Source organism: Agrobacterium sp., from assembly GCF_059499945.1.
Genome location: NZ_JCABZP010000010.1, coordinates 151,933 through 174,442 on the forward strand (window position 1 = coordinate 151,933; position 22,510 = coordinate 174,442).

Consider the following 22,510-nt stretch of genomic DNA (forward strand, 5'->3'; position numbering starts at 1 on the left):
GAATCTTGCCTGACTTCAGGAATGTGGTGCTGGCTGGCCAGCGATTGGGAGTAGTTGATGCGGAAACCCGCCGCCGAAAACGCCGTTGCTGACGAAGCCGCGGGCATGGTGGTTGCCGATCGCAGGATGTCTTTCGCTCTGCCGGGGCTGGTGCTCGCCGGCGTCGCCCTCGTCTGCGCCATCATTACCCTCTTCGTGCTGCTCGGCGTGACCCCGATTGCGCCGACATCCAACGTCGTCATCGCTTCCGTCGTCATCAATTCGATCTTCGTGATCGGCCTGATCTTTCTGATCGGCCGCGAAATCAACCGCCTGCTAAAAGCCCGGAAAAAGGGCAGGGCGGCAGCGCGTCTGCACGTGCGCATCGTCGTGCTTTTCTCCATCGTGGCGATCACGCCCGCCGTGCTTGTCGCCATCTTCGCCAGCCTGACGCTGAATGTCGGTCTCGACCGCTGGTTTTCGCTGCGCACGCAGTCGATCGTCGATTCGTCGAGCAACATCGCCCAAGCTTATATGATGGAAAATGCCGGTTATCTTCAGGGTCAGACCCTGTCGATGGCCACCGACCTCGACCGCAACCGCGCGCTTTTTTATCTAGACCGCACCGGCTTCGTTGATCTCATGACCCGTCAGGCCAAGGGACGCGGCCTGCTTGGCGCGTTTCTGGTGCAGGAAGACGGCGACGCCGTCGCGCAGGCCGATATCAAGACGGAAAAACCGCTTCCCGCCATTCCGCATGACGCGCTTGAAAAGGCCGCCGCCGGTCAGCCGACGCTGATCCCGCCTGGCATCACCAACCTCGTTGGCGCGATTATCAAGCTCGAAGGCATTAGCGGAACCTTCCTTTACACGGTACGCGCCGTCGATCCCAAGGTCATGGGCGCAATGCGGCTGATGGAAGAGAACCGCGCCGAATACAAGGCGATGGAGGCAGGCCGTGCGCCGCTGCAGATCGCCTTTGCGATCCTCTATCTCGGTTTTGCGCTGATCGTGCTTCTGGCGGCGATCTGGACGGCGATCGCAGTCGCCGACCGTATCGTGCGCCCGATCCGGCTTCTCATCAGCGCCGCAGACAGTGTCGCCACCGGCAACATGCATGTGCTGGTGCCCGTTCGCGCCGTTGATGGCGACGTCGGGCGTCTGTCGCGCACCTTCAACAAGATGGTCTCGGAACTGCGCAGCCAGCAGGAACAGATCATCGAGGCGAAAGACGATATCGACGATCGCCGCCGCTTCATCGAGGCGGTGCTGTCGGGCGTTACCGCCGCTGTTATCGGCGTTGACGAGAACCGCAAGATCACCATCGTCAATCCCTCGGGCGAAGAGTTCTTGGCGCAGACCTCCGAGCAGCTTATCGGTGCGCAACTGTCGGAGATTGCGCCTGAAATCGAAGAGGTCGTGACCGAGGCCAACACCTGGTCGCGCGGCAACTTCCGCAAGCAGATCAATATCATGCGGCGCGGCAAGGAGCGTACCCTCAATGTGCAGGTGACCCGCGAGGACGCCCGCGACAGCCGCGACAGCTATGTCATCACGCTCGACGACATCACCGATCTCGTCATCGCCCAACGCTCCACCGCATGGTCGGATGTGGCGCGGCGCATCGCTCATGAAATCAAGAACCCGCTGACGCCGATCCAGCTTTCTGCCGAGCGCATCAAGCGCCGTTTCGGCAAGCAGATCGATGAGAGTGACCGCGCCATTTTCGACCAGTGTACGGACACCATCGTCCGGCAGGTCGGTGATATCGGCCGGATGGTGGATGAATTCTCCGCTTTTGCGCGTATGCCCAAACCAACGAAGGAAAAATCGGACCTGCGTTCGATTTTGAAGGACGCGGCGTTCCTGCGCGAAATCAGCGCCGCCGACACGAAATTCTCAACGGAACTGGGCGACATCCCGCTGGAGGGCATGTTCGATGCCCGCATGCTGGGACAGGCGTTCGGCAATCTCATCAAGAATGCGACGGAAGCCATCGAGGCGGTGGAAGGCGACAAGCGTCCGGGTAAAATCCTGGTGCGTGCATCCTTCGACGAAGCCAATTCCCGTTTCGTGGCTGACATCATCGACAATGGCCGCGGCCTTCCCGTCGAGAACCGTCACCGCATTCTCGAACCCTATATGACGATGCGGGACAAGGGCACAGGCCTCGGCCTCGCCATCGTCAAGAAAATCATCGAAGAACATGGCGGGTATCTGGAGCTCCATGATGCCCCGGCCGAATTCGACCATGGCCATGGCGCCATGATCCGAGTGCTGCTGCCCTATATCGAGGCGGTCGGCAGCGAAAATAACAAGGAAGCAGCATATGGCGTCTGATATTCTGGTCGTGGATGACGAGGCGGACATTCGCGAAATCGTAGCGGGCATTCTTTCCGACGAGGGACACGAGACCCGCATGGCGTTCGACAGCGACAGCGCGCTGGCCGCCATTTCGGAACGGGTGCCGCGCCTGATCTTTCTCGATATCTGGATGCAGGGTTCGAAGCTCGACGGTCTGGCGCTGCTGGACGAAATCAAGAGCCGCCATCCCGAAATTCCTGTCGTCATGATTTCCGGTCACGGCAATATCGAAACCGCCGTCAACGCCATCAAGCGTGGCGCTTTCGACTTTATCGAAAAGCCGTTCAAGGCCGACCGGCTGATCCTGATCGCCGAGCGGGCGCTGGAAAACTCCAAGCTGAAGCGCGAGGTTCAGGAACTCAAGAAACGCACCGGTGACGCGGTTGAACTCGTTGGTGCGTCACTTGCCGTGTCGCAGCTTCGCCAGACCATTGACAGGGTGGCCCCCACCAACAGCCGCATCATGATCCTCGGCCCCTCCGGCTCCGGCAAGGAGCTGGTGGCGCGCATGGTGCACAAGAAATCCTCGCGCGCTACAGGACCTTTCGTGGCGCTCAATGCCGCGACGATCACGCCCGACCGCATGGAAATCGCGCTTTTCGGCACGGAAGGCCTGCCCGGACAGCCACGCAAGGTAGGCGCCTTGGAAGAAGCCCATCGCGGCGTTCTTTATCTCGATGAAGTCGGCGAAATGCCGCGCGAGACGCAGAACAAAATCCTGCGCGTGCTGGTCGACCAGCAATTCGAGCGTGTCGGCGGCGGCAAGCGGGTGAAGGTGGATGTGCGCATCATTTCCTCGACCGCCCACCATCTCGAAAGCCTGATCGCCGAAGGCCAGTTCCGCGAGGACCTCTATCATCGCCTCGCGGTGGTGCCGGTGAAGGTGCCGGCGCTTTCCGAGCGCCGCGAAGATATCCCCTTCCTCGTCGACATGTTCATGCGGCAGATTTCCGAACAGGCTGGCATTCGCCCGCGCAAGATCGGGGATGACGCCATGGCCGTTCTCCAGACCCATGACTGGCCGGGCAACATCCGCCAGCTCCGCAACAATATCGAGCGGCTGATGATTCTGGCGCGGCCCGAAGGCGGCGAAGCGCCGATCTCGGCCGACATGCTGCCGGCGGATATTGGCGACATGCTGCCGAAGATTTCGGCGCAGGGCGATCAGCACATCATGACCCTGCCGCTGCGCGAAGCGCGTGAAATGTTCGAGCGGGACTACCTGATGGCCCAGATCAACCGCTTCGGCGGCAATATTTCGCGCACGGCGGAATTTGTCGGCATGGAACGGTCGGCGCTGCATCGCAAACTGAAATCTCTCGGCGTATAAGGAATCTAGGCGCTTTGCCGTAACCGATTATTCCGTCAGAGAGACAGCATGAAAGTCATCATTTGCGGCGCAGGGCAGGTGGGTTACGGCATCGCCGAACAATTGTCACGGGAGGATAATGAGGTATCGGTCATCGATACCGCTGCGCCGCTTATTACCGCCATAACCGAGACGCTGGACGTGCGCGGTTATGTCGGCCATGGCGCCCATCCCGACATGCTGGCCAAGGCCGGTGCCGACCAGGCCGACATGATCATCGCCGTTACGCTGCATGACGAGATCAATATCGTCGCCTGTGAGGTGGCGCATGCGCTCTTCAGCGTGCCGACCAAGATCGCCCGCATCCGCGACCAGAGCTATCTGAAGCCGGAATATGCCGATCTCTTCAGCCGCGAGAACATGTCCATCGATGTGACGATTTCTCCGGAAGTTGAAGTCGGCAAGATGGTACTGCGGCGTATCGCTTTTCCGGGCGCAACCGACGTTGTGCGGTTCGCGGAAGATACGATCTACATGCTGGCCATCGAGTGCATGGAAGATTGCCCTGTCATCAACACACCGCTGCAGCAACTCTCCAGCCTCTTTCCCGACCTTATCGCCACAGTGGTTGGCGTTTACCGGGATGGTATTCTGAAGGTGGCGCATTCTTCGGAACAGTTGCGGGTGGGCGACCTTGCCTATGTCATCTGCCAGCGCCAGCACGCCCGCCGTACCTTAAGCCTCTTCGGTCACGAGGAGCAGGAAGCGCAGCGCATCGTGATTGCGGGTGCCGGTAATATCGGCCATTTCGTCGCGCACAAGATCGAGGAGATGCAGCCGAAGACGCGGGTGAAGATCATCGAGTCGGACCGCGACAGGGCGGTTGCCGCATCTGAGCAGTTGAGCCACACCATCGTCATGCATGGTTCGGCGCTCGATCAGAAAATCCTGATGCAGGCCGATATTCAGGACGCCGACCTGATTGTAACGCTCACCAACAATGACCAGACCAATATTCTGGCCGCCGTCATTGCAAAGCAGCTCGGCTGCAAATCGAATCTGGCGCTCTTGAACAGCACGTCATTCCACGATGTCGCCCGTTCTCTGGGGCTCGATGCCTATATCAACCCCAGGGCCGTGACGATCTCCCGTGTGCTTCAGCACGTGCGCAAGGGTCGCATCCGCTCTGTCTACGCCGTCCAGCGCGGTTCGGCGGAGGTAATCGAGGCGGAGGCGCTGGAGACATCGCCGCTGGTCGGCCAATCCTTCCGCGACATCGATATGCCCGAAGGCGTGCGCATCGGCGCGATCTATCGCGACGGTGTGGTGATCCGTCCTGACGGCAGCACGAAAATCAAGGCGAAGGACCGTGTCGTGCTCTTTGCATCCGCCGATGCGGTGCGCGACGTGGAACAACTTTTCCGTGTTTCGATACAATATTTTTGACTGTCCCGAATCGAAAATGCGGGTCAATACTCGTACCCGTCAGGCTGTTTTGACCGTTGCGGAACGGAACATGATTTGATACCAGAGTTTGAGGTCAGCCAAGCGGGGGACAAGACTTGGCCGGCTTATTATTGATTGATTATTTTCCGGTATCCCTGCCGGCAAAAAAGAAAGAAGCGGCGCTATGGCGGAACGTTCTCAAAACCTTCAGGATCTCTTCCTCAATACCGTTCGTAAGCAGAAGATTTCGCTCACGATTTTCCTGATCAACGGCGTCAAGCTGACGGGCGTTGTCACCTCCTTCGACAATTTCTGCGTGCTTTTGCGCCGTGACGGTCATTCGCAGCTGGTCTACAAGCATGCGATCTCCACCATCATGCCGGGCCAGCCGATGCAGATGTTCGAAAGCGAAGAAGGCGCGGCCTGATCGGCTCCCTCGACGGATATTCGATATAGACTGACCCGGACCGGGAACATTTCCCGTTCCGTCAGGTTAATTCCCATGGCCGCCCGCGCGGATGCGGTCGGCCGCAATCTTCTTTCTGGATAAGGCTGAGCCCATTTCGACGCGCGACACTTCGAACGAATCGATCATTCCGGAGCAGGAAAAGCGCCGCGACGACATGCGCGCGGTTGTCCTCGTGCCCGTCCTCAAGCAGCAGCGCGAAAATCGCGATGCGGCGGCAGGCCCCGTCGCTCCCGGCCGTTCCGTTGAAGCCAAGCTTGAGGAAGCCAAGGGTCTGGCGCTCGCCATCGATCTGGAGGTGACGCAGGGTCTCATCGTTTCGGTGAACCAGCCGCGCCCGGCGACATTGTTCGGCACCGGCAAGATCGAGGAAATTGGCCATCTGCTCGATGAGACGGATTCCGGCCTGGTGATCGTCGATCATCCGCTGACCCCGGTGCAGCAGCGAAATCTCGAAAAGCAGTGGAATGCCAAGGTCATCGACCGCACGGGTCTCATCCTTGAAATCTTCGGCCGCCGCGCCTCCACCAAGGAGGGCACGTTGCAGGTTGATCTCGCGCATCTGAACTACCAGAAGGGCCGCCTCGTCAGGAGCTGGACCCACCTTGAGCGCCAGCGCGGTGGTGCGGGCTTCATGGGTGGTCCGGGTGAAACTCAGATCGAGGCCGACAGACGATTGCTGCAGGATCGCATCGTCAAGCTCGAGAAGGAACTGGAGCAGGTGGTGCGCACCCGCCAGCTTCACCGCGCCAAGCGCCGCAAGGTGCCGCATCCGATCGTGGCGCTGGTCGGTTACACCAATGCCGGTAAATCCACGCTGTTCAACCGTATCACCGGCGCGGGCGTTCTGGCGGAGGACATGCTGTTCGCGACGCTCGATCCGACGCTGCGCCGGATGAAGCTGCCGCATGGCCGCACCGTCATCCTGTCCGACACGGTGGGCTTCATTTCCGACCTGCCGACGCATCTCGTCGCCGCCTTCCGTGCAACGCTGGAAGAAGTGCTTGAAGCCGATCTCGTTCTGCATGTGCGCGACATGTCCGATCCGGATAATGCCGCACAGTCTGCGGATGTGCTACGTATTCTCGGCGATCTCGGCATTGACGAGAAGGAGGCCGAAAAGCGCATCATCGAGGTCTGGAACAAGGTCGACCGTCTCGAGCCGGAAGCGCATGACGCCATCATGCAGCGCGCCGAAGGCCGCTCGGATATTCGCGCCGTTTCGGCAATCACGGGTGAGGGCGTCGATGCCCTGATGGACGAGATTTCAAAGCGCCTCTCCGGTGTGCTGACGGAAACGACCGTCGTGCTTTCCGTTGAGCAGCTGTCGCTGATTTCCTGGGTCTACAGCAATTCCATCGTGGATGCCCGTGAAGACCATGAGGACGGATCGGTGGCGCTCGATGTGCGCCTGTCGGAAACGCAGGCCGCCGAGCTGGAGCGCAAGCTTGGTAAAGTTACCATCCGCGAACGCGAGGACTGGGAGCGCTGAGGGCTTCGAGAACGATGGCGGAGCTTCCCTCACGTCACCAGTCTCGGGAGCGCCGGGCGCTCCTATTTTTCGGGCATATCCGGTGATTAGGACGAAACGGTATCGAGCGAGCGCTCGATGCGTTTTGCCGCCTGCCACAGGTCTTCCATCCGCTCAAGGCTCGCTTCTTCCAGCGTCTCGCCATTTTCGGTGAGCGACGTTTCGATGTGATTGAAACGCCTACGGAATTTCGTATTGGTGCCGCGCAGCGCATCTTCCGGATCGGCTTTGACATGCCGGCCAATATTGACGAGGGCAAAGATCAGATCGCCGAGTTCGTCCGAAACTTTCTCCGGTTTCCCCTCCGCCAGCGCCTCACGCAATTCGGCGATTTCCTCCTCGATCTTGTCGAGAATGGGAGCGGGATCTGACCAGTCGAAACCGGCGCGCGCGGCCTGTTCCTGCAGCTTCAGGGCCTCGGTGAGCGCCGGCTGGCTGCGCTGCACGCCGCCCAGAAACCCGGCCTTGAAATCCTCGGTGATGCCCCGCCGCGCGCGGCGCTCAGCCCGTTCGCGCTTTTCCTCGGCCTTGATCCGGTCCCATTGCAGCTTGACGCTGTCAGGTGTATCGGCCTCGGAAACGGCAAAGACATGCGGATGGCGGCGGATCATCTTCGAGGTGACGGCCTCAACCACGTCGCCAAAGGCGAATTCACCCCGTTCCTCGGCAATGCGGGCGTGGAAAACCACCTGCAAGAGAAGGTCGCCCAGTTCCTCGCAAAGATCGTCCATGTCCTTGCGCTCGATGGCGTCGGCGACTTCATAAGCTTCTTCAATGGTATAGGGCTTGATCGTCTCGAAGGTTTGCACAACATCCCACGGGCAACCGGTTTCCGGCCGGCGCAGGGCTTCCATGATCTCGATCAGGCGGGAAATATCCTTCGAGGCTTCCATATGTCTCAAACCTTCGTTCTTCGCTTTTTTGCGCATTATCCTGACGGAAAACCGCCTGGAAGGGCTCTAATTCAACGGAATGTCGTTACCGCTTTTTGACGACTGATAGCTGGTGGAAAGATCGTCATAAGCGGCCTTGATACGGGCCGTCTGCGCCTTCAGCGTGGTTTTGAGCGGATCATCTTCGCCCTCCACCAGATCGGCGATGAAGAAAGAGTTCCAGAAGGCGTTACTGCGGCGATATCCGCCCGGCTCCAGCCCAAAAATTTCCTTCAGGATTTTCAGATCGTGCGGGATCGCGAAAGCGTCGCGGGAATCCTCATGGCTGAAAAAGGAATAGAAATTGTCGAAACCGGCCCAGGTGATGGCGGACATGCACATGGTGCAGGGTTCATGGGTGGAAAGAAAAATCAGGTCCTTGGTGTTCGGTTTTTCGCCGAGTTCGTAAAACCGCTTCAGCGTGTGCACCTCGCCATGCCAGAGCGGATTTTCCAGCTCGTTGTTGGTCTCCGCTATCACCAGCGACAGATCGGATTTGCGCAGGATAGCCGCACCGAAGACCTTGTTGCCGAGGCTGACGCCGCGCGCCGTCAAGGGCAGAATATCGTGTTCGATGACATCAAGAAGGCGGTTGGCGAGGGTGTGGCTGGTCAAGGGTCTGATCCTTCGTGCCGCCTCAAGGAAAAGCGGTCTTCGCATGGAGAAATCGACTGGTAATCGTTGCTCCTTGTTCGGCGCGGGTACCCGCTTTGTCAAGGGATTCTGAGTGGATTCTCAGGCCTCGCGCAGGCGCGAAAAAGGGCTACCGGTTTGTTTTCCTCCAAAACCGGGGTCTTCGAGAAATAAAAATCCAGGTGTCGGAAAGGCTTGAATTTCTGTTTCTTCAATCTTGCACCGCAATGCGAGATATATGTCCAATGCACAACGAACATGATTTTTCCGCTGCTGGCGACCGCCTTTCTACCTTCCCCGCCTTCTTCCGGGTTGAGGGACGGCAGGTCGCTGTGTTCGGTAATGGTGATGAAGCGTTCGCGAAGGTGAGGCTTCTCGCCAATACCAATGCGCATATCATTGCCTATGCCAACAAGCCGGAAGCGGATTTTGTGCGCTATCTCCGCGAGAACGGCATTGATCATCGGGCTTTGGGTTTCTCCAGCCAGTTGATCGAAGGCGCGACGCTGGTTTTTGCCGCCACCGGGGACGAGGCGCTGGACCGCGAGATAGTTACGGCTGCGCGCGCTAAGAAAATCCCCGCCAATGCGGTGGACCAGCCGGAATTTTGCGATTTCTTCACCCCGGCGCTTGTCGCCCGCGCGCCCGTCGCCATCGCCATTGGCACCGAAGGGGCAGGGCCGGTTCTCGCCCAGATGATCCGCGTGCGTATCGACCAGATGCTGTCACCGTCGCTTGGCAAGCTTGCCCGCCTTGCGGTGCAGTATCGTGATGCGGCGGAAAAAAACGTGCCCAAGGGAGCATTGAGACGCAATTTCTGGCGGCGGTTCTTTTCCGGTGCTGTCGCAGATGCCGTCGCTCTCGGCGATACGCTTTCCGCCCGCGATGCCGCCAACCGTCTGTTGCAATCGCCCGAACGCAGTGAAGGCCGCGTCTGGCTTGTCGGCGCTGGCCCCGGTGCGGAAGACCTGTTGACGCTGCGCGCGCAGCGCGTGTTGATGGAGGCCGACGTCATCGTTTATGATGCGCTGGTACCGCAGGCGATCGTCGATATGGGTCGCCGCGATGCCGAAAGACTGTCTGTCGGCAAGCGCAAGGGCTGCCATACGAAGTCGCAGGATGAGATCAACCACCTGCTGGTGCGTCTCGGCAAGGATGGCAAGCGCGTCGTTCGCCTCAAATCCGGTGATCCGCTGGTTTATGGCCGGGCGGGCGAGGAGATGGCGGCGTTGCGTGACGCTGGCATCGGTTACGAGATCGTGCCCGGCATCACTTCGGCCTTTGCCGCCGCTGCGGATTTCGAATTGCCGCTGACGCTGCGCGGTGTCGCCTCGTCGCTGATTTTCACCACCGGCCACGATCTGACCGGCGATGTCCTGCCCGATTGGGCGCGTCTTGCCGTCTCTGGTGCGACGATTGCCGTCTATATGGGCCGCAGCGTTGCCGCTTCGGTCGCGACAAGGCTGATCGAGGCAGGTCTCGGCGTGGAAACGACGGTGGCCGTCATCGAAAATGCCAGCCGCGCGGATCGCCGCCTGCTGCATGGCACTTTGAACGATCTGCCCGACCTCGAACATCGCGACGAACTGACCGGTCCGGTCATGGTCATCATCGGCGATGCGGTGGCGGGCGCCAATTTTGACAGGTCCGAGGCGCTCGCGCTTGTTGCGCGGCCAGCGAACCTTAAAAGGGAGTATGCAAATGGCTGACAAGGTTTTGACCGCCAACCGCCTGGGCGATGGGATCGCTGTATGGCTCGATGCCAATGGCGAATGGACGGAGAACCTGCAGGACGCAATCGTCGCCCGCCACGCAGAGGCCGTCGCTTCGTTCGAGGAAATCGGCAAGCGGGATTTTTCCGCCAACAAGGTCGTTGACGTGAATGTCATCGACGTGGTGGAGGAGAATGGCAAGCTTTGGCCGACGCGGCTTCGTGAGCGTATTCGCGCCGCTGGCCCGACCATGCACTATGCCAACGGCTTCAAGCCGGCCGATGCAGCATTCATCGCAGTCTGAGGAAGAATATGTACCGTTACGACGAGTTCGATCACGCATTTGTTGAAGGCCGCGTGGCACAGTTTCGCGATCAGGTCGAGCGCCGGTTGTCCGGCGAGCTTGCCGAGGACGCGTTCAAGCCGCTGCGCCTTATGAACGGTGTCTATCTCCAGCTCCATGCCTATATGCTGCGCGTCGCCATTCCCTACGGCACGCTGAATTCGCAGCAGATGCGGATGCTGGCCCATATCGCCCGCAAATATGACCGGGGTTACGGCCACTTCACCACCCGCCAGAACATTCAGTACAACTGGCCGCGCCTGTCCGACACGCCCGATATCCTCTCCGAACTGGCAAGCGTGGAAATGCATGCGCTGCAGACCTCGGGTAACTGCATTCGCAACGTGACCGCCGACCATTTCGCGGGCGCCGCCGCAGACGAGGTCGCCGATCCGCGTCCTTATGCGGAAATCCTGCGTCAATGGTCTTCCGTGCATCCGGAGTTCTCGTTCCTGCCGCGCAAGTTCAAAATCGCTGTAACGGGCGCCGAGCGCGACCGCGCCGCGATTCAGGTTCACGATATCGGCCTGCATCTGAAAAAGAACGACAAGGGCGAGATTGGTTTTGCCGTCTATGTCGGCGGCGGGCAGGGCCGTACGCCGATGATCGCCAAGAAGATCCGCGACTTCCTGCCGGAAGAAGACCTGCTGTCCTATACCACGGCCGTCATGCGCGTTTACAACCTGCACGGCCGCCGCGACAACAAATACAAGGCGCGTATCAAGATCCTCGTGCATGAAACCGGCGCAGAAGAACTGGCCCGCCAGGTTGAGGTTGAATTCGCGGAGCTGAAAAACACGGAATTGAAGCTGCCGGATGCCGATATTGCAGCCATCACCGCCTATTTTGCACCGCCAGCACTGAAGGACCGCCCTGAAGGCTGGGAGAGCCTGGCGCGCTGGAAGCGGGCGGATGAAGGTTTTGCCCGTTTTGTCGAGCAGAACGTCCAGCCGCATAAGCATCCGGACTACGGCATGGTGACGATTTCCCTGAAGCCGATTGGCGGCATTCCCGGCGATGCGACCGACGAGCAGATGGAACTCGTCGCCGATATCGCCGCCGAATACGCGTTTGACGAAATCCGCATCAGCCACGAGCAGAACATCATCCTGCCGCATGTGGCGCTGGCCGATCTCGAGCCGGTCTATCGCGCACTTGTAGGAGCCGGACTGGCGACTGCCAATGCCGGGCTGATCACCGATATCATTGCCTGTCCTGGGCTGGACTATTGCGCGCTTGCCAATGCGCGCTCCATTCCGGTGGCGCAGGAAATCTCTACCCGTTTTGGCGCGCCGGAACGTCAGGCGGAAATCGGCGAGCTTAAGATCAAGATTTCCGGCTGCATCAATGCCTGCGGCCACCACCATGTCGGCCATATCGGCCTTCTGGGTGTTGAGAAGAAGGGTGCGGAACTCTACCAGATCACGCTTGGCGGATCGGGTGATGAAAACACCTCGATTGGTGAGATTATTGGCCGCGGTTTCGAGCCGGAAAAAGTCACCGACGCGGTGGAAACCATCGTCGACACCTATCTGGGCTTGCGTCTTTCGAAGGAAGAAACCTTCCTCGAAGCCTATCGCCGCGTCGGACCGCAGCCGTTCAAGGATGCGCTCTACGGTTCCGCCGCTGAAGCCGCCTGAGGAGATTGCCATGACGAAAATCTGGAACCGCGACGGCTTCGTGGAAAACGATCCCTGGGTGATCGAAACGGAAGAAGTGAACGCAACTGCCGAGCAGAAACCGGTGCTGCCGCTCGCTGATTTCCTTGTCCGGGCGGCCGAAAGCAATGATGTCGGCCTCGGCGTTCTGATTGCGCCTGCCGACGATGTCACCCGGCTCGAGCCCTATCTCGACCGCATCGACCTTGTCGCCGTCAGCTTCCCGGCCTTCAATGACGGGCGGGGTTTCAGCCATGCCTCGTTGCTGCGCAGCCGTCTTGATTTTGCCGGCGAGGTGAGGGCGGTTGGCGATGTTTTGATCGACCAGGTGCCGCTGATGCTGCGCACCGGCTTCACCAGCTTTGCGGTCACGAACGAGACGGCGATCCGCCGCCTGTCCGAAAATCGCCTGCCGGAAATCCCGGTCTATTACCAGCCGGCGGCCCTTCCGGCCAACGGTGGAGAGGCCTATAGCTGGCGCCGCCGTGCGGCCCAATGACGCGTTGCGCGGAAATATGAGTTTTAGATGCATATTTTCTGCGCGCATGGCAGTATTGATATTCTCATGCCTTCAAACCGCGGCAAAAATGGTATAATTGCCCGGTCGAAGAATGTCGCTTATCGAATGAATGGACGGAACCTGAAATGAACGCGCCAGCCAAGACGGAAGATTTCGCGATCAAGATACCCGATGGTGTTTACGCCGAGACAGTTTTGTCGGTGGAACACTATACGGATCACCTGTTCCGCTTCCGCATGACGCGTCCGGCCGGCTTCCGCTTCCGCTCCGGCGAATTCGCCATGATCGGCCTGATGGTCGGCGAAAAGCCGATCTACCGCGCCTATTCCATCGCCAGCCCTGCCTGGGACGAGGAACTTGAATTCTTCTCGATCAAGGTTCCGGATGGCCCGTTGACCTCGCATCTTCAGGCGATCAAGCCCGGCGACACCGTGCTTATGCGCAAGAAGCCGACAGGCACTCTGGTTCTGGATGCGCTGACACCAGGCAGACGGCTCTATATGTTCTCGACCGGCACCGGCATCGCACCTTTCGCAAGCCTGATCCGCGATCCGGAGACCTATGAAAAGTTTGAAGAGGTCATCCTCACCCATACCTGCCGCGATGTGGCCGAATTGAAATACGGTTTCGACCTGGTCGAGGAAATCAGGAACCATGAATTCCTGAACGAGATCGTCGGCGACAAGCTCAAGCACTATGCGACTGTCACGCGCGAGGATTATCCCTTCAAGGGCCGCATCACCTCGCTGATTGAGAACGGCAAGCTGTTTGCGGATCTGGGTGTTCCCGCACTCGATCCCGCGATCGATCGCGGCATGATCTGCGGTTCTTCGGCCATGCTGAAGGACACGAAGGAGCTTCTTGAAAAGGCCGGCCTTAACGAAGGTGCGAATAACAAGCCTGCCGAGTTCGTCATCGAGCGCGCTTTCGTCGGGTAAAACCGAAATTTGCACGGGTTGGATTAAGGAGGCCGTGAGGCCTCCTTTTTTATTTGTACGGTTTTACTGAGGCAGTGCTTCGTCGGCCTGCTTCGGGGCGATCTCGTTTCGGTAGATGAAGAAGAGGGCGATAGCGATGGCCGATATGCCGCCGCCGACCAAGTGCGAAAGGGCGTAACCGCCTTTGGTGACCAGCCAGCCGGCAACGACGTTGCTGAGGGACGCACCAATGCCTTGCACCATCATGACGCTTGCAAGGCCGACATTGAACCGGCCGGTTCCCTTGAGAATGCGTTCGGCGGCCACAGGCGTCACGATGCCCAGAAGGCCGGCACCGATACCATCAAGCAACTGTACCGGAAAGATTACCCAGAAATCGGTGAAGGCGGAAGCCAGCAGACCGCGGATCGGCAGGGCCGCAAGCGCGATCAGGAACACCGTCGCAAGACCGAAGCGACGGATAAGCCACGGCGCCAGGGCCGCAACGAAGATCATGGCAAATTGCGCGACGCCAGTAATGATCGCTGTCGTGCGGAATGGTGTCTGCAGTTCGATGGCAAAATTCTGCGCGATAAGCCGCCCCATCGGCGCGTTGCCGAAGTGGAAGATGAGAAGAATGATCGCGAGGAATATCAGACCGCGTTCGTGAAGCAGCACGTTGATGCCTGAGGGCCCCGGTTCGCCCTTGTCTTCGCCAAGGCCTCGCGCCACCTTGTGGTCGATCCTGTCGGGGTCGATGGCGGCGGCGGCAACAAGTGCGCCGGCAGCCGTCAGAAGCATCAGTCCGATGACGCCATGCAGGCCGAAGAAGGAAACGGCAACGTAAGTGGCGAAGAGCGATGCGAAATTGCCGCCATGGTTCCAGAATTCGTTTTGCGATATCTGACGGGAGAACAGGCGTTCACCGACCAGACCAAGCGTCAGTCCGGCCAGAGCCGGTCCCACGACGGCGCCGACAACCGCAGTCATGATCTGGCCGGTCCAGACGATCCACGCATCGGGAAAAATCAGCGTAATCAGCGCTCCGACGGTCACGAGAACGACGGGGATGGCAATCAACGTTCTTTTCCACGTCGTGCCGTCCACCAACGCGCCGCAGAGCGGTGTGGCAAGCAGACCGACGAGGCCGCCGACCGTGGCGATCATCCCCAGCGAAAGCGATGACCAGCCCTGTGTCGCCAAAAATGCGTCCAGGAACGGACCTAGCCCGTCGCGGGCATCGGCCAGAAAGAAATTAAGCGCCGCAAGGGCAAAAAGCGTGCGGTCTGACATACCACCGCTGCGAGGCAGACCGCCGGAGGGGAGGCTGCCGCGCGGTGCCAAAACGCCGATCGTCGTCATGAAATATGCTCCGAAAAATATGCGGTAGGTGATCAGAAATTGATCGACGCTGGCGAGAAACATCTATGCCTGCATTTGGTTGCATCGGCACGACAGAAACATGAGCCTCTCGAATTTTTTGACAGTTGCTAAATAAACCGGAGGAACGTTTGACGGCGCAAGCGAGTTAGTCTTCGTGAAAAATTGGATACGCGCCATGAAAACGAAGGCTATCACGAGTTTATTTTTTGCAGGGCTGCTCGGTGTGCAGCCGGCATTAGCGGACGAACGCGAATTCCTCTCGTCGCTGAAAGGCACATGGGCGGGGAAGGGAACCGTGATCACCCGGATTGGCACGCCGCCAATCAACGTCAATTGTACGCTGAATTCCAAAGCGGGGACCTCGTCGCTCAATATGTCCGGCACATGCCGTGGCCTTCTGGTGGTCAGGCGCGCAATTGCGGCCGACCTGTCGGAGAAAGGTGGACGTTACAGCGGCGCTTACACCGGACCCTCCGGCCGACCGTCTGCCCTTTCCGGTACGCGACAGGGAAATGCAATCAATCTGACGGTTCGCTGGCACCGCGACATCAACGGTGACCGCGTCGCAGCCATGACAATCGAAAAAGTCGGGCAAAACGGCCTGCGGCTTCGCACGACCGACAAGGACGGCAGGAGCGGCAAGACGGTGGTGACGAGCGATATCCGGCTGGTGCGCTGACCCAGCCGCGACGTGAGGCAACGACCGATAAGGCGGCTTAAGCCTCTAGCTGAATTCGAGCAGCAAGGGGCAATGATCCGAGACTTCTGGCTGTCTCACCACATCAAAGTGATCGACCTGCACAACCGGATTGACCAGCATGTAATCTGCAAAACGGTTTTGTTTGGCATAGTGCGAGGTGCGCGTGTCTGTGAAACCACGTGTTGTGACGAGTTCGATGAGATCCAGTTCCTTCAATACCGTGAAGGTGTCGCTCTCAGGCAGAACATTAAAATCGCCGCAGACGATGATCCGGTCACCATCCTCCGCGATGTCTTTGACGAGTTTCACGAGGCGTTTTGCCTGCATCAGACGGGCGGGAATATCCTGTTTACCGTTGGGGTCACGCAGCCCATGCATATGGGCGATGACGGCTGGCTGGCCGGTCGTGAAGTCGAAAACCCTGACAGCATGGCCCGTGCGCGAACGCGGGTGATCTCCGTATCCATTCGCAGAAAAGCAGCCGTGCACAAAACCTTGAGCCTGCGCAACAATCGCGATGGATTTACGCACGAAAGTCGCCAGCCCCCATTGTGAGGGATATCGTGTCTCCCCGTGCCAGAGGTCACCCTGTGCCGCCGGGCAAAAGATTGCAAGATGATCGGGTAGGGCTTCTTCGACATCGCGAAGGAAGTTCGCCCTTTGTGGCAGGTCCCTACCGTCATCGCGATAGCTCAGCCAGTCCTCTTCGGCTGCCGGTGTATGCACCACTTCCTGCAAACATAGAATGTCGGGATCGGACGCGGAGATATAGGGAACAAGCTCGTCATGGAGCTTTCCGCCCCAACCATTCAGGCAAATCAAACGCATTCAAACTCCATCACCGCTTAAATTGCAGCATCCGGTTTAGCATGGAACGGGTTACGATCAATCGCATGTGACGTGGTAGCGCAGTCTTGGGGCTTGTGTCCGGAACGAAAAAGGCCCGGATCGCTCCGGGCCTTCATAAGTTCGTTCGTACCGATGCCTTTATTCGGCGGCCTCGGCATAAGCCTCCATCGGCGGGCAGGTGCAGATGAGGTTGCGGTCGCCATAGACATTGTCAATGCGGTTGACCGGCGACCAGTATTTGTCGATGCGGAAGGCGCCGGGCGGGAAGCAACCCTGTTCGCGGCTGTAGGGACGATCCCACTCGCCGACGAGATCTTCCACCGTGTGCGGCGCGTTCTTCAGCGGATTGTTGGTCTTGTCCGCACGGCCTTCCTCGATGTCGCGGGCTTCCTCGCGGATCGCCAGCATGGCATCGCAGAAACGGTCGATTTCCGCCTTGGTCTCGGATTCCGTCGGCTCGATCATCAGCGTGCCGGCAACCGGCCAGCTCATGGTCGGCGCATGGAAACCGCAGTCGACGAGACGCTTTGCAACGTCGTCCACCGTCACGCCGCAGCTGTCTGCCAGCGGGCGGGTGTCGATGATGCACTCATGCGCCACACGTCCCGTTTCGGACTTGTAGAGCACGTCGTAAGCGCCCTTCAGCCGTTCGGCGATGTAGTTGGCGTTGAGGATCGCAACCTTGGTCGCCTGCGTCAGCCCTTCGCCGCCCATCATCAGGCAGTAGCTCCAGGAAATCGGCAGGATCGACGGCGAGCCGAAGGGGGCAGCCGAAACCGCACCTTCACGACCGTCCGTCGTCGGATGGCCGGGAAGATAGGGAGCAAGATGCGCCTTGACGCCGATCGGCCCCATGCCCGGACCGCCGCCGCCATGCGGGATGCAGAAGGTCTTGTGCAGGTTGAGGTGGCTGACGTCGGAACCGATATCGCCGGGACGGGCAAGACCGACCATGGCGTTCATGTTGGCGCCGTCGAGATAGACCTGACCACCGTGTTTATGGGTGATCTCGCAAATCTCGCGAACCGTCTCCTCAAACACGCCATGGGTGGACGGATAGGTGATCATGCAGCACGAGAGGTTTTCCGCATACTGCTCTGCTTTTGCTCGGAAATCGTCGATATCAATATCGCCATTTTCCCGCACTTTCACCGGCACCACTTTCATGCCGACCATCTGCGCGGAGGCTGGATTGGTGCCATGCGCCGAGGTTGGAATGAGGCAAACGTCGCGATGTGCGCCGCCATTGGCGATGTGGTAGTTGCGGATGGTCAGGAGCCCCGCATATTCCCCTTGCGCGCCGGAATTCGGCTGCATGGAGAAGGCGTCGTAACCGGTGACCGAGCACAGCTTTTCCGAGAGGTCATCGATCATCTCCTTGTAGCCGAGCGCCTGATTGGCCGGCACGAAGGGATGGATGTCGGAAAATTCCGGCCAGGTGATCGGCAGCATCTCCGCAGTTGCGTTCAGCTTCATGGTGCAGGAACCGAGCGGGATCATCGAGCGGTCGAGCGCCAGATCACGGTCCGAAAGACGGCGGATGTAACGGGTCATCTCGCTTTCGGCACGGTTCATGTGGAAGATCGGATGCGTCATGTACTGGCTGGTGCGCAGCAGTTCCTTCGGCAGACGATACTCCGGCTCGAAATCCGAGATCGAGAAATTGCCGCCGAATGCGCGCCAGACGGCCTCAAGCGTCGCAGGGCGCGTGCGCTCGTCAAGGCTCATGCCGATCTTGGTCGCGCCGACCTTGCGCAGGTTCACGCCTTCCGCAACAGCAGAGCGCAGGATGACGCCCTGCATATGACCGACTTCGACGGTGATGGTGTCGAAGAAGGTCTCCGGCTCGATGACGTAGCCGAGCTTTTCCAGCCCCTTGGCCATCAGAACGGCCTTCTGGTGGGTCTGCTGGGCTATGGCCTTGATGCCCTGCGGGCCGTGGAAGACGCCGTACATCGACGCCATGACGGCCAAGAGCACCTGTGCGGTGCAGATGTTGGAGGTGGCCTTTTCGCGGCGGATATGCTGCTCGCGGGTCTGTAGCGACAGGCGATAGGCGCGATTGCCGCGCGCATCGACCGAGACCCCGACCAGACGGCCAGGCATGGAGCGCTTATGCGCATCCTTGACGGCCATGTAAGCCGCATGCGGACCGCCGTAACCGACCGGAACGCCGAAACGCTGCGAGGTGCCGATGGCGATATCCGCGCCCATTTCACCGGGTGACTTCAACAGCGTCAGCGCCAGAAGATCGGCGGCGACGGCGGCGATGGCACCGGTCTGGTGCAGGCGGGAAATCAGGCCCGAGAAGTCGCTGACATGGCCGTGGGTGCCGGGATACTGGAAGATAGCGCCGAACACGTCGACCGGATCGAGATCGGTGAACGGGTTGCCAACGATCACCTTCCAGCCGAGCGGGGCTGCACGGGTCTCAATCAGCGCGATAGTCTGCGGGTGGCAATTGGCGTCCACGAAGAAGGCGGTCGCCTTGGACTTGGCAACGCGCTGGCACATGGCCATTGCTTCGGCAGCGGCGGTCGCTTCATCGAGCAGCGATGCATTGGCGACATCGAGGCCGGTCAGATCGCAGACCATGGTCTGGTAGTTCAGCAGCGCCTCAAGACGGCCCTGGCTGATTTCTGGCTGGTAAGGCGTATAGGCGGTGTACCAGGCCGGGTTTTCCAGAATGTTGCGCTGGATCACCGGCGGGGTGATTGTACCGTAATAGCCCTGGCCGATCAGCGAGGTCAGCACCTGGTTCTTGTTGGCCGTTTCGCGCAGGCGGTCGAGCGCCTCGCGTTCGGTCAGCGCTGCACCCCAGGTCAGCGGCACCTTCTGGCGGATGGAGGAGGGAACGGTGGCGTCGATCAGGGCGTCGAGGCTCTTGTAGCCAACGACCTTCAGCATGTCAGCCATTTCCGACGGCGACGGCCCGATGTGACGTCGATTGGCGAAATCATAGGGCTGATAGTCGGTGAAATGGAATTCTGTGGGCGTCGTCATTACGCGATCAGCTCCCTGTAGGCTGCTTCGTCGAGCAGCGTATCGGCATCCGCGACGTTGGAAAGCTTCAGCTTGAAGAACCAGCCGGCGCCCTGCGGGTCCGAATTGACCAGCGAGGGATCGTCGACGATGGCCTGGTTGATTTCCACCACTTCGCCATCCAGCGGACAATAGACATCGGAAGCCGCCTTGACGGATTCAACGGTCGCCGCGTCGCCATCCTTGGAGAAGGTGGCGCCCACTTCCGGCAATTCGACGAAGACGAGATCGCCAAGCTGTTCAGCGGCGTGGCTGGTAATGCCAACGGTGGCGATATCGCCTTCGAACTTCAGCCATTCGTGTTCTGCGGTAAATTTCAGCATCGTATTTTCTCCGGAGATGGGATGAAGATTATCGTTTGTAGGTGGGCTTGATGAAGGGCAGGGCAGCGACGGTGACGGGCAGATATTTGCCGCGCACTTCCGCAAAGATCGCCATACCGGGAGCCGTATAGGCCGTTGGCACGTAACCCATGGCGACGGGACCTTCGACCGACGGGCCGAAGCCGCCGGAAGTCACTTCGCCGATTTCCGTCTTGCCCTCGGCATCCGCGAAAAGCTTGGAATGGCCGCGCACCGGCGCCTTGCCCTCGGGCTTCAGGCCGACACGGCGGCGTGATGTGCCGTCTTTCAGTTCGCCGAGAATGCGCTCCGCACCCGGAAAGCCGCCCTCGCGATCGCCACCGGCGCGGCGCGCCTTCTGGATCGCCCATTCGAGCGAAGCTTCGATGGGGGAGGTCGTGGTGTCGATATCATTGCCATAAAGACAAAGGCCGGCTTCCAGACGCAGGCTGTCGCGCGCGCCAAGACCTATCGGCTCGCAATCGGGATGTTCGAGCAGGGCCCTGGCAATCTCTTCCGCCTTTGCGGCGGGCACGGAAATTTCAAAACCGTCCTCACCGGAATAACCGGAGCGGGAAACGATGCAGGGGACGTCGTGCAGCGGAACTTCCAGCACGTCCATGAACTTCATTTCAGACACGCCGGCCCAAAGTTCGGCCAGAACCGCTTCCGCGCGTGGTCCCTGCAGCGCGATCAGCGCCCGATCATCGAGAAGGGTAATTTCGCAGTCGCCGGAAAGATGCGCCTTCATATGAGCGACATCGGCGTCCTTGCAGGCCGCGTTGACGACGACGAAAAGATGATCGCCGCGATTGGTGATCATCAGGTCATCTAGGATGCAGCCGTTTTCATCGGTGAAGAAACCGTAGCGCTGGCGGCCTTCCTTGAGACCGAGAATATCGACCGGCACCAGCTTTTCCAGTGCAAGCGCTGCGTCGGCATTGTTGCCGGACTTCGCCTTCACGATCACCTGGCCCATGTGGGATACGTCGAACAGGCCGGCTGAGGTGCGGGTCTGAAGATGTTCCTTCAGAACGCCGGCCGGATATTGCACCGGCATATCGTAACCGGCAAAAGGCACCATGCGGGCGCCAAGCGAAATATGCAGGGAATTGAGCGGCGTGATTTGAAGCTCGGCGTTATCGTCCAAGGACGCCTCCAGGGTTGCGCGAATGATCGCGCGGGCTCAGGTCATGGCGCGAAGCGCCGGTTCAAGAGCCCCCTCTGTCCTTGTCGCCTGAGATTGTTATCCCTTCGGCGAGCCGTCCTGTTTAAAGGTGGCTTCTCTCCAGAGTTTCGTCTTCACCGCTGGTCCTTTTGCCTGAGAGTTTCCGGGGCGGTTGCTCCTTCGGCACCGCATTGAAGCGGTTTCTCCCAACGATGATGCGACGCTCATTATCTTCGAAGGCCCGCTATTGGCAAGGACCAAATGACGCATCTGAACAGATTCTTGCTCCATCTGCGCCATCAACATCTATCCTGTCCGGTATAACGGTTTTAAGACCGCGTTTCGTACTCGTCGGAGTAGTCCGGTCGATGCGGCTCGCATGGGCGCGACGAGGCTTTTTCAGCGTACGGCTTCAGGCTGGCTGGAAGGGGCGGCGCTAATCGGATTTTTTCTCCGGCAGGCCTTTGCGTTTCGTCGAGGCGAAATCCTCAAGTTCCTTTTCTGTCATGGACTTCTCCATGCTTTTTGAAGCACCTTGTAAACTGGATTTCTTCGTCTCACCCCGTTTGGCGGCGAGTGCGGCGCCGGCGGCTTTCTGCTGGGCTTTCGATTTGGCTGGCATGTCGGATCTCCCTTGAAACGGTGGTTCCGACGGGGAAATGCCGCCTTGCGGCGATTGTTCCCTTGCAACTGTTAAGCCTGCGGCAAAATTCCCCTTTGAAATCGGCAGGAAAGCGGGATATCGCATGGGATTATGGATGCAAATCAAAAACGATGGCTGACAGGGATGGAGAAGGTGCTTCGCATTTTCTGCGCGACCCTGATGTTGTCGCTCGGTTTTGCCCACAAGCCCGCACTTGCCGTCGCCCCGGAGGTTGTCCTCGACGAGAGCTACCGGCTTCCGGATGGCACCTTTGCCGAAATCTGCCTCGGCCACGCCGGCGGTTTGAATGCCTCCCACACCAAGGACAGCCCGACCCATTCGGGTGACGCCATCCTCTTCTGCGAGGCGTGCCTGCTGGCATCGTCCATTCTTCTGCCCATGCCCGATACGGAAGGTTGGCTGAAGACCCAATTTGCCTGGCTCGACAATCGTCTCTCTGCGGAATGGAGCTTCCGCTCCGTCCTGACGATCCAGCAACCCGCCGCGCGCGGCCCGCCACCCCAGTCCGCCTGATTTTTCGTTTTAACGGGATAATCGCCGTCTTTGGCGGCAC

20 protein-coding genes and 1 riboswitch are annotated in these 22,510 nt (G+C 59.5%); of the genes, 12 read left to right on the forward strand and 8 right to left on the reverse strand.

All coding sequences use genetic code 11. The features are described 5' to 3' along the window. The first annotated feature begins 57 nt into the window (after positions 1-57). The 5 genes from AC5I5B_RS07295 to hflX all read left to right on the forward strand — a co-directional run bounded on the left by AC5I5B_RS07295 (position 58) and on the right by hflX (position 7,056). Positions 58-2,319, forward strand: a complete 2,262-nt coding sequence (locus tag AC5I5B_RS07295) for a sensor histidine kinase NtrY-like (RefSeq protein WP_111834345.1) — start codon at positions 58-60, stop codon at positions 2,317-2,319. Continuing rightward, complete coding sequence (gene ntrX / locus AC5I5B_RS07300; protein WP_003502628.1) at positions 2,309-3,673, forward strand: nitrogen assimilation response regulator NtrX; 1,365 nt, start codon at positions 2,309-2,311, stop codon at positions 3,671-3,673. The genes AC5I5B_RS07295 and ntrX overlap by 11 nt, the downstream gene beginning before the upstream one ends. A 48-nt stretch (positions 3,674-3,721) precedes the next feature. Further along, entirely contained in the window at positions 3,722-5,098 is a 1,377-nt protein-coding gene (gene trkA / locus AC5I5B_RS07305; RefSeq protein WP_003502654.1) for a Trk system potassium transporter TrkA, read from the forward strand. A gap of 184 nt (positions 5,099-5,282) precedes the next feature. After that, the gene (gene hfq, locus AC5I5B_RS07310; RefSeq protein ID WP_003496145.1) at positions 5,283-5,525 is read left to right on the forward strand and encodes an RNA chaperone Hfq; all 243 of its coding nucleotides are present in this window, start codon (positions 5,283-5,285) and stop codon (positions 5,523-5,525) included. Between the two features lie 91 nt (positions 5,526-5,616). Next, a complete protein-coding gene (hflX, locus tag AC5I5B_RS07315; RefSeq protein ID WP_170318977.1) occupies positions 5,617-7,056 on the forward strand; it encodes a GTPase HflX in 1,440 nt (479 codons plus the stop codon). A gap of 86 nt (positions 7,057-7,142) precedes the next feature. Here hflX and mazG read toward each other — a convergent pair whose 3' ends face one another. Both mazG and AC5I5B_RS07325 read right to left on the reverse strand, forming a co-directional pair. Beyond that, the gene (mazG, locus tag AC5I5B_RS07320) at positions 7,143-7,988 is read right to left on the reverse strand and encodes a nucleoside triphosphate pyrophosphohydrolase (protein WP_111834527.1); all 846 of its coding nucleotides are present in this window, start codon (positions 7,986-7,988) and stop codon (positions 7,143-7,145) included. Between the two features lie 66 nt (positions 7,989-8,054). Then, entirely contained in the window at positions 8,055-8,687 is a 633-nt protein-coding gene (locus AC5I5B_RS07325) for a deaminase (RefSeq protein WP_410468966.1), read from the reverse strand. A gap of 218 nt (positions 8,688-8,905) precedes the next feature. Here AC5I5B_RS07325 and cysG point away from each other — a divergent pair, with 218 nt between their 5' ends. The 5 genes from cysG to AC5I5B_RS07350 all read left to right on the forward strand — a co-directional run bounded on the left by cysG (position 8,906) and on the right by AC5I5B_RS07350 (position 13,831). After that, positions 8,906-10,369, forward strand: a complete 1,464-nt coding sequence (gene cysG / locus AC5I5B_RS07330; RefSeq protein ID WP_111834347.1) for a siroheme synthase CysG — start codon at positions 8,906-8,908, stop codon at positions 10,367-10,369. After that, complete coding sequence (locus tag AC5I5B_RS07335) at positions 10,362-10,676, forward strand: DUF2849 domain-containing protein (RefSeq protein ID WP_003512933.1); 315 nt, start codon at positions 10,362-10,364, stop codon at positions 10,674-10,676. Before cysG ends, AC5I5B_RS07335 begins: the two co-directional genes overlap by 8 nt. 8 nt (positions 10,677-10,684) lie before the next feature. Further along, complete coding sequence (locus AC5I5B_RS07340) at positions 10,685-12,355, forward strand: nitrite/sulfite reductase (protein WP_003512935.1); 1,671 nt, start codon at positions 10,685-10,687, stop codon at positions 12,353-12,355. 10 nt (positions 12,356-12,365) lie between these two features. Next, positions 12,366-12,872: a DUF934 domain-containing protein gene (locus AC5I5B_RS07345; RefSeq protein WP_111834528.1), complete on the forward strand. Its 507-nt coding sequence runs from the start codon at positions 12,366-12,368 to the stop codon at positions 12,870-12,872. 146 nt (positions 12,873-13,018) lie between these two features. Beyond that, on the forward strand, positions 13,019-13,831 hold the full coding sequence (locus tag AC5I5B_RS07350; protein ID WP_003512938.1) for a ferredoxin--NADP reductase: 813 nt from the start codon (positions 13,019-13,021) through the stop codon (positions 13,829-13,831). A gap of 63 nt (positions 13,832-13,894) precedes the next feature. On the opposite strand, the gene AC5I5B_RS07355 is transcribed toward AC5I5B_RS07350, so the two are convergent. After that, positions 13,895-15,235 carry an MFS transporter gene (locus AC5I5B_RS07355; RefSeq protein WP_162695521.1) on the reverse strand — a complete coding sequence of 447 codons (1,341 nt, stop codon included), beginning with the start codon at positions 15,233-15,235 and terminating at the stop codon, positions 13,895-13,897. 133 nt (positions 15,236-15,368) lie between these two features. Between AC5I5B_RS07355 and AC5I5B_RS07360 the strand changes: the two genes are divergently transcribed. Beyond that, positions 15,369-15,872 (forward strand): hypothetical protein, encoded by a 504-nt coding sequence (locus AC5I5B_RS07360; RefSeq protein WP_111834348.1) that lies wholly within the window; start codon positions 15,369-15,371, stop codon positions 15,870-15,872. Between the two features lie 45 nt (positions 15,873-15,917). Here the strand turns inward: AC5I5B_RS07360 and AC5I5B_RS07365 are convergent, their stop codons facing one another. The 5 genes from AC5I5B_RS07365 to AC5I5B_RS07385 form a co-directional block, all read right to left on the reverse strand. Beyond that, entirely contained in the window at positions 15,918-16,721 is an 804-nt protein-coding gene (locus tag AC5I5B_RS07365; protein ID WP_111834349.1) for an endonuclease/exonuclease/phosphatase family protein, read from the reverse strand. Positions 16,722-16,880: 159 nt separating this feature from the next. Then, positions 16,881-19,745, reverse strand: a complete 2,865-nt coding sequence (gene gcvP / locus AC5I5B_RS07370; protein ID WP_111834350.1) for an aminomethyl-transferring glycine dehydrogenase — start codon at positions 19,743-19,745, stop codon at positions 16,881-16,883. Continuing rightward, positions 19,745-20,107 (reverse strand): glycine cleavage system protein GcvH, encoded by a 363-nt coding sequence (gene gcvH, locus AC5I5B_RS07375; RefSeq protein WP_111834351.1) that lies wholly within the window; start codon positions 20,105-20,107, stop codon positions 19,745-19,747. The genes gcvP and gcvH overlap by 1 nt, the downstream gene beginning before the upstream one ends. Before the next feature lie 28 nt (positions 20,108-20,135). Then, positions 20,136-21,275, reverse strand: a complete 1,140-nt coding sequence (gene gcvT, locus AC5I5B_RS07380) for a glycine cleavage system aminomethyltransferase GcvT (protein WP_060726191.1) — start codon at positions 21,273-21,275, stop codon at positions 20,136-20,138. A gap of 149 nt (positions 21,276-21,424) precedes the next feature. Beyond that, positions 21,425-21,512, reverse strand: a riboswitch (glycine riboswitch). A gap of 217 nt (positions 21,513-21,729) precedes the next feature. After that, entirely contained in the window at positions 21,730-21,915 is a 186-nt protein-coding gene (locus tag AC5I5B_RS07385; protein WP_020012481.1) for a DUF3008 family protein, read from the reverse strand. 165 nt (positions 21,916-22,080) lie between these two features. On the opposite strand from AC5I5B_RS07385, the gene AC5I5B_RS07390 reads away from it, so the two are divergent. Next, a complete protein-coding gene (locus AC5I5B_RS07390; RefSeq protein WP_035212415.1) occupies positions 22,081-22,470 on the forward strand; it encodes a hypothetical protein in 390 nt (129 codons plus the stop codon). Positions 22,471-22,510 lie beyond the last annotated feature (40 nt).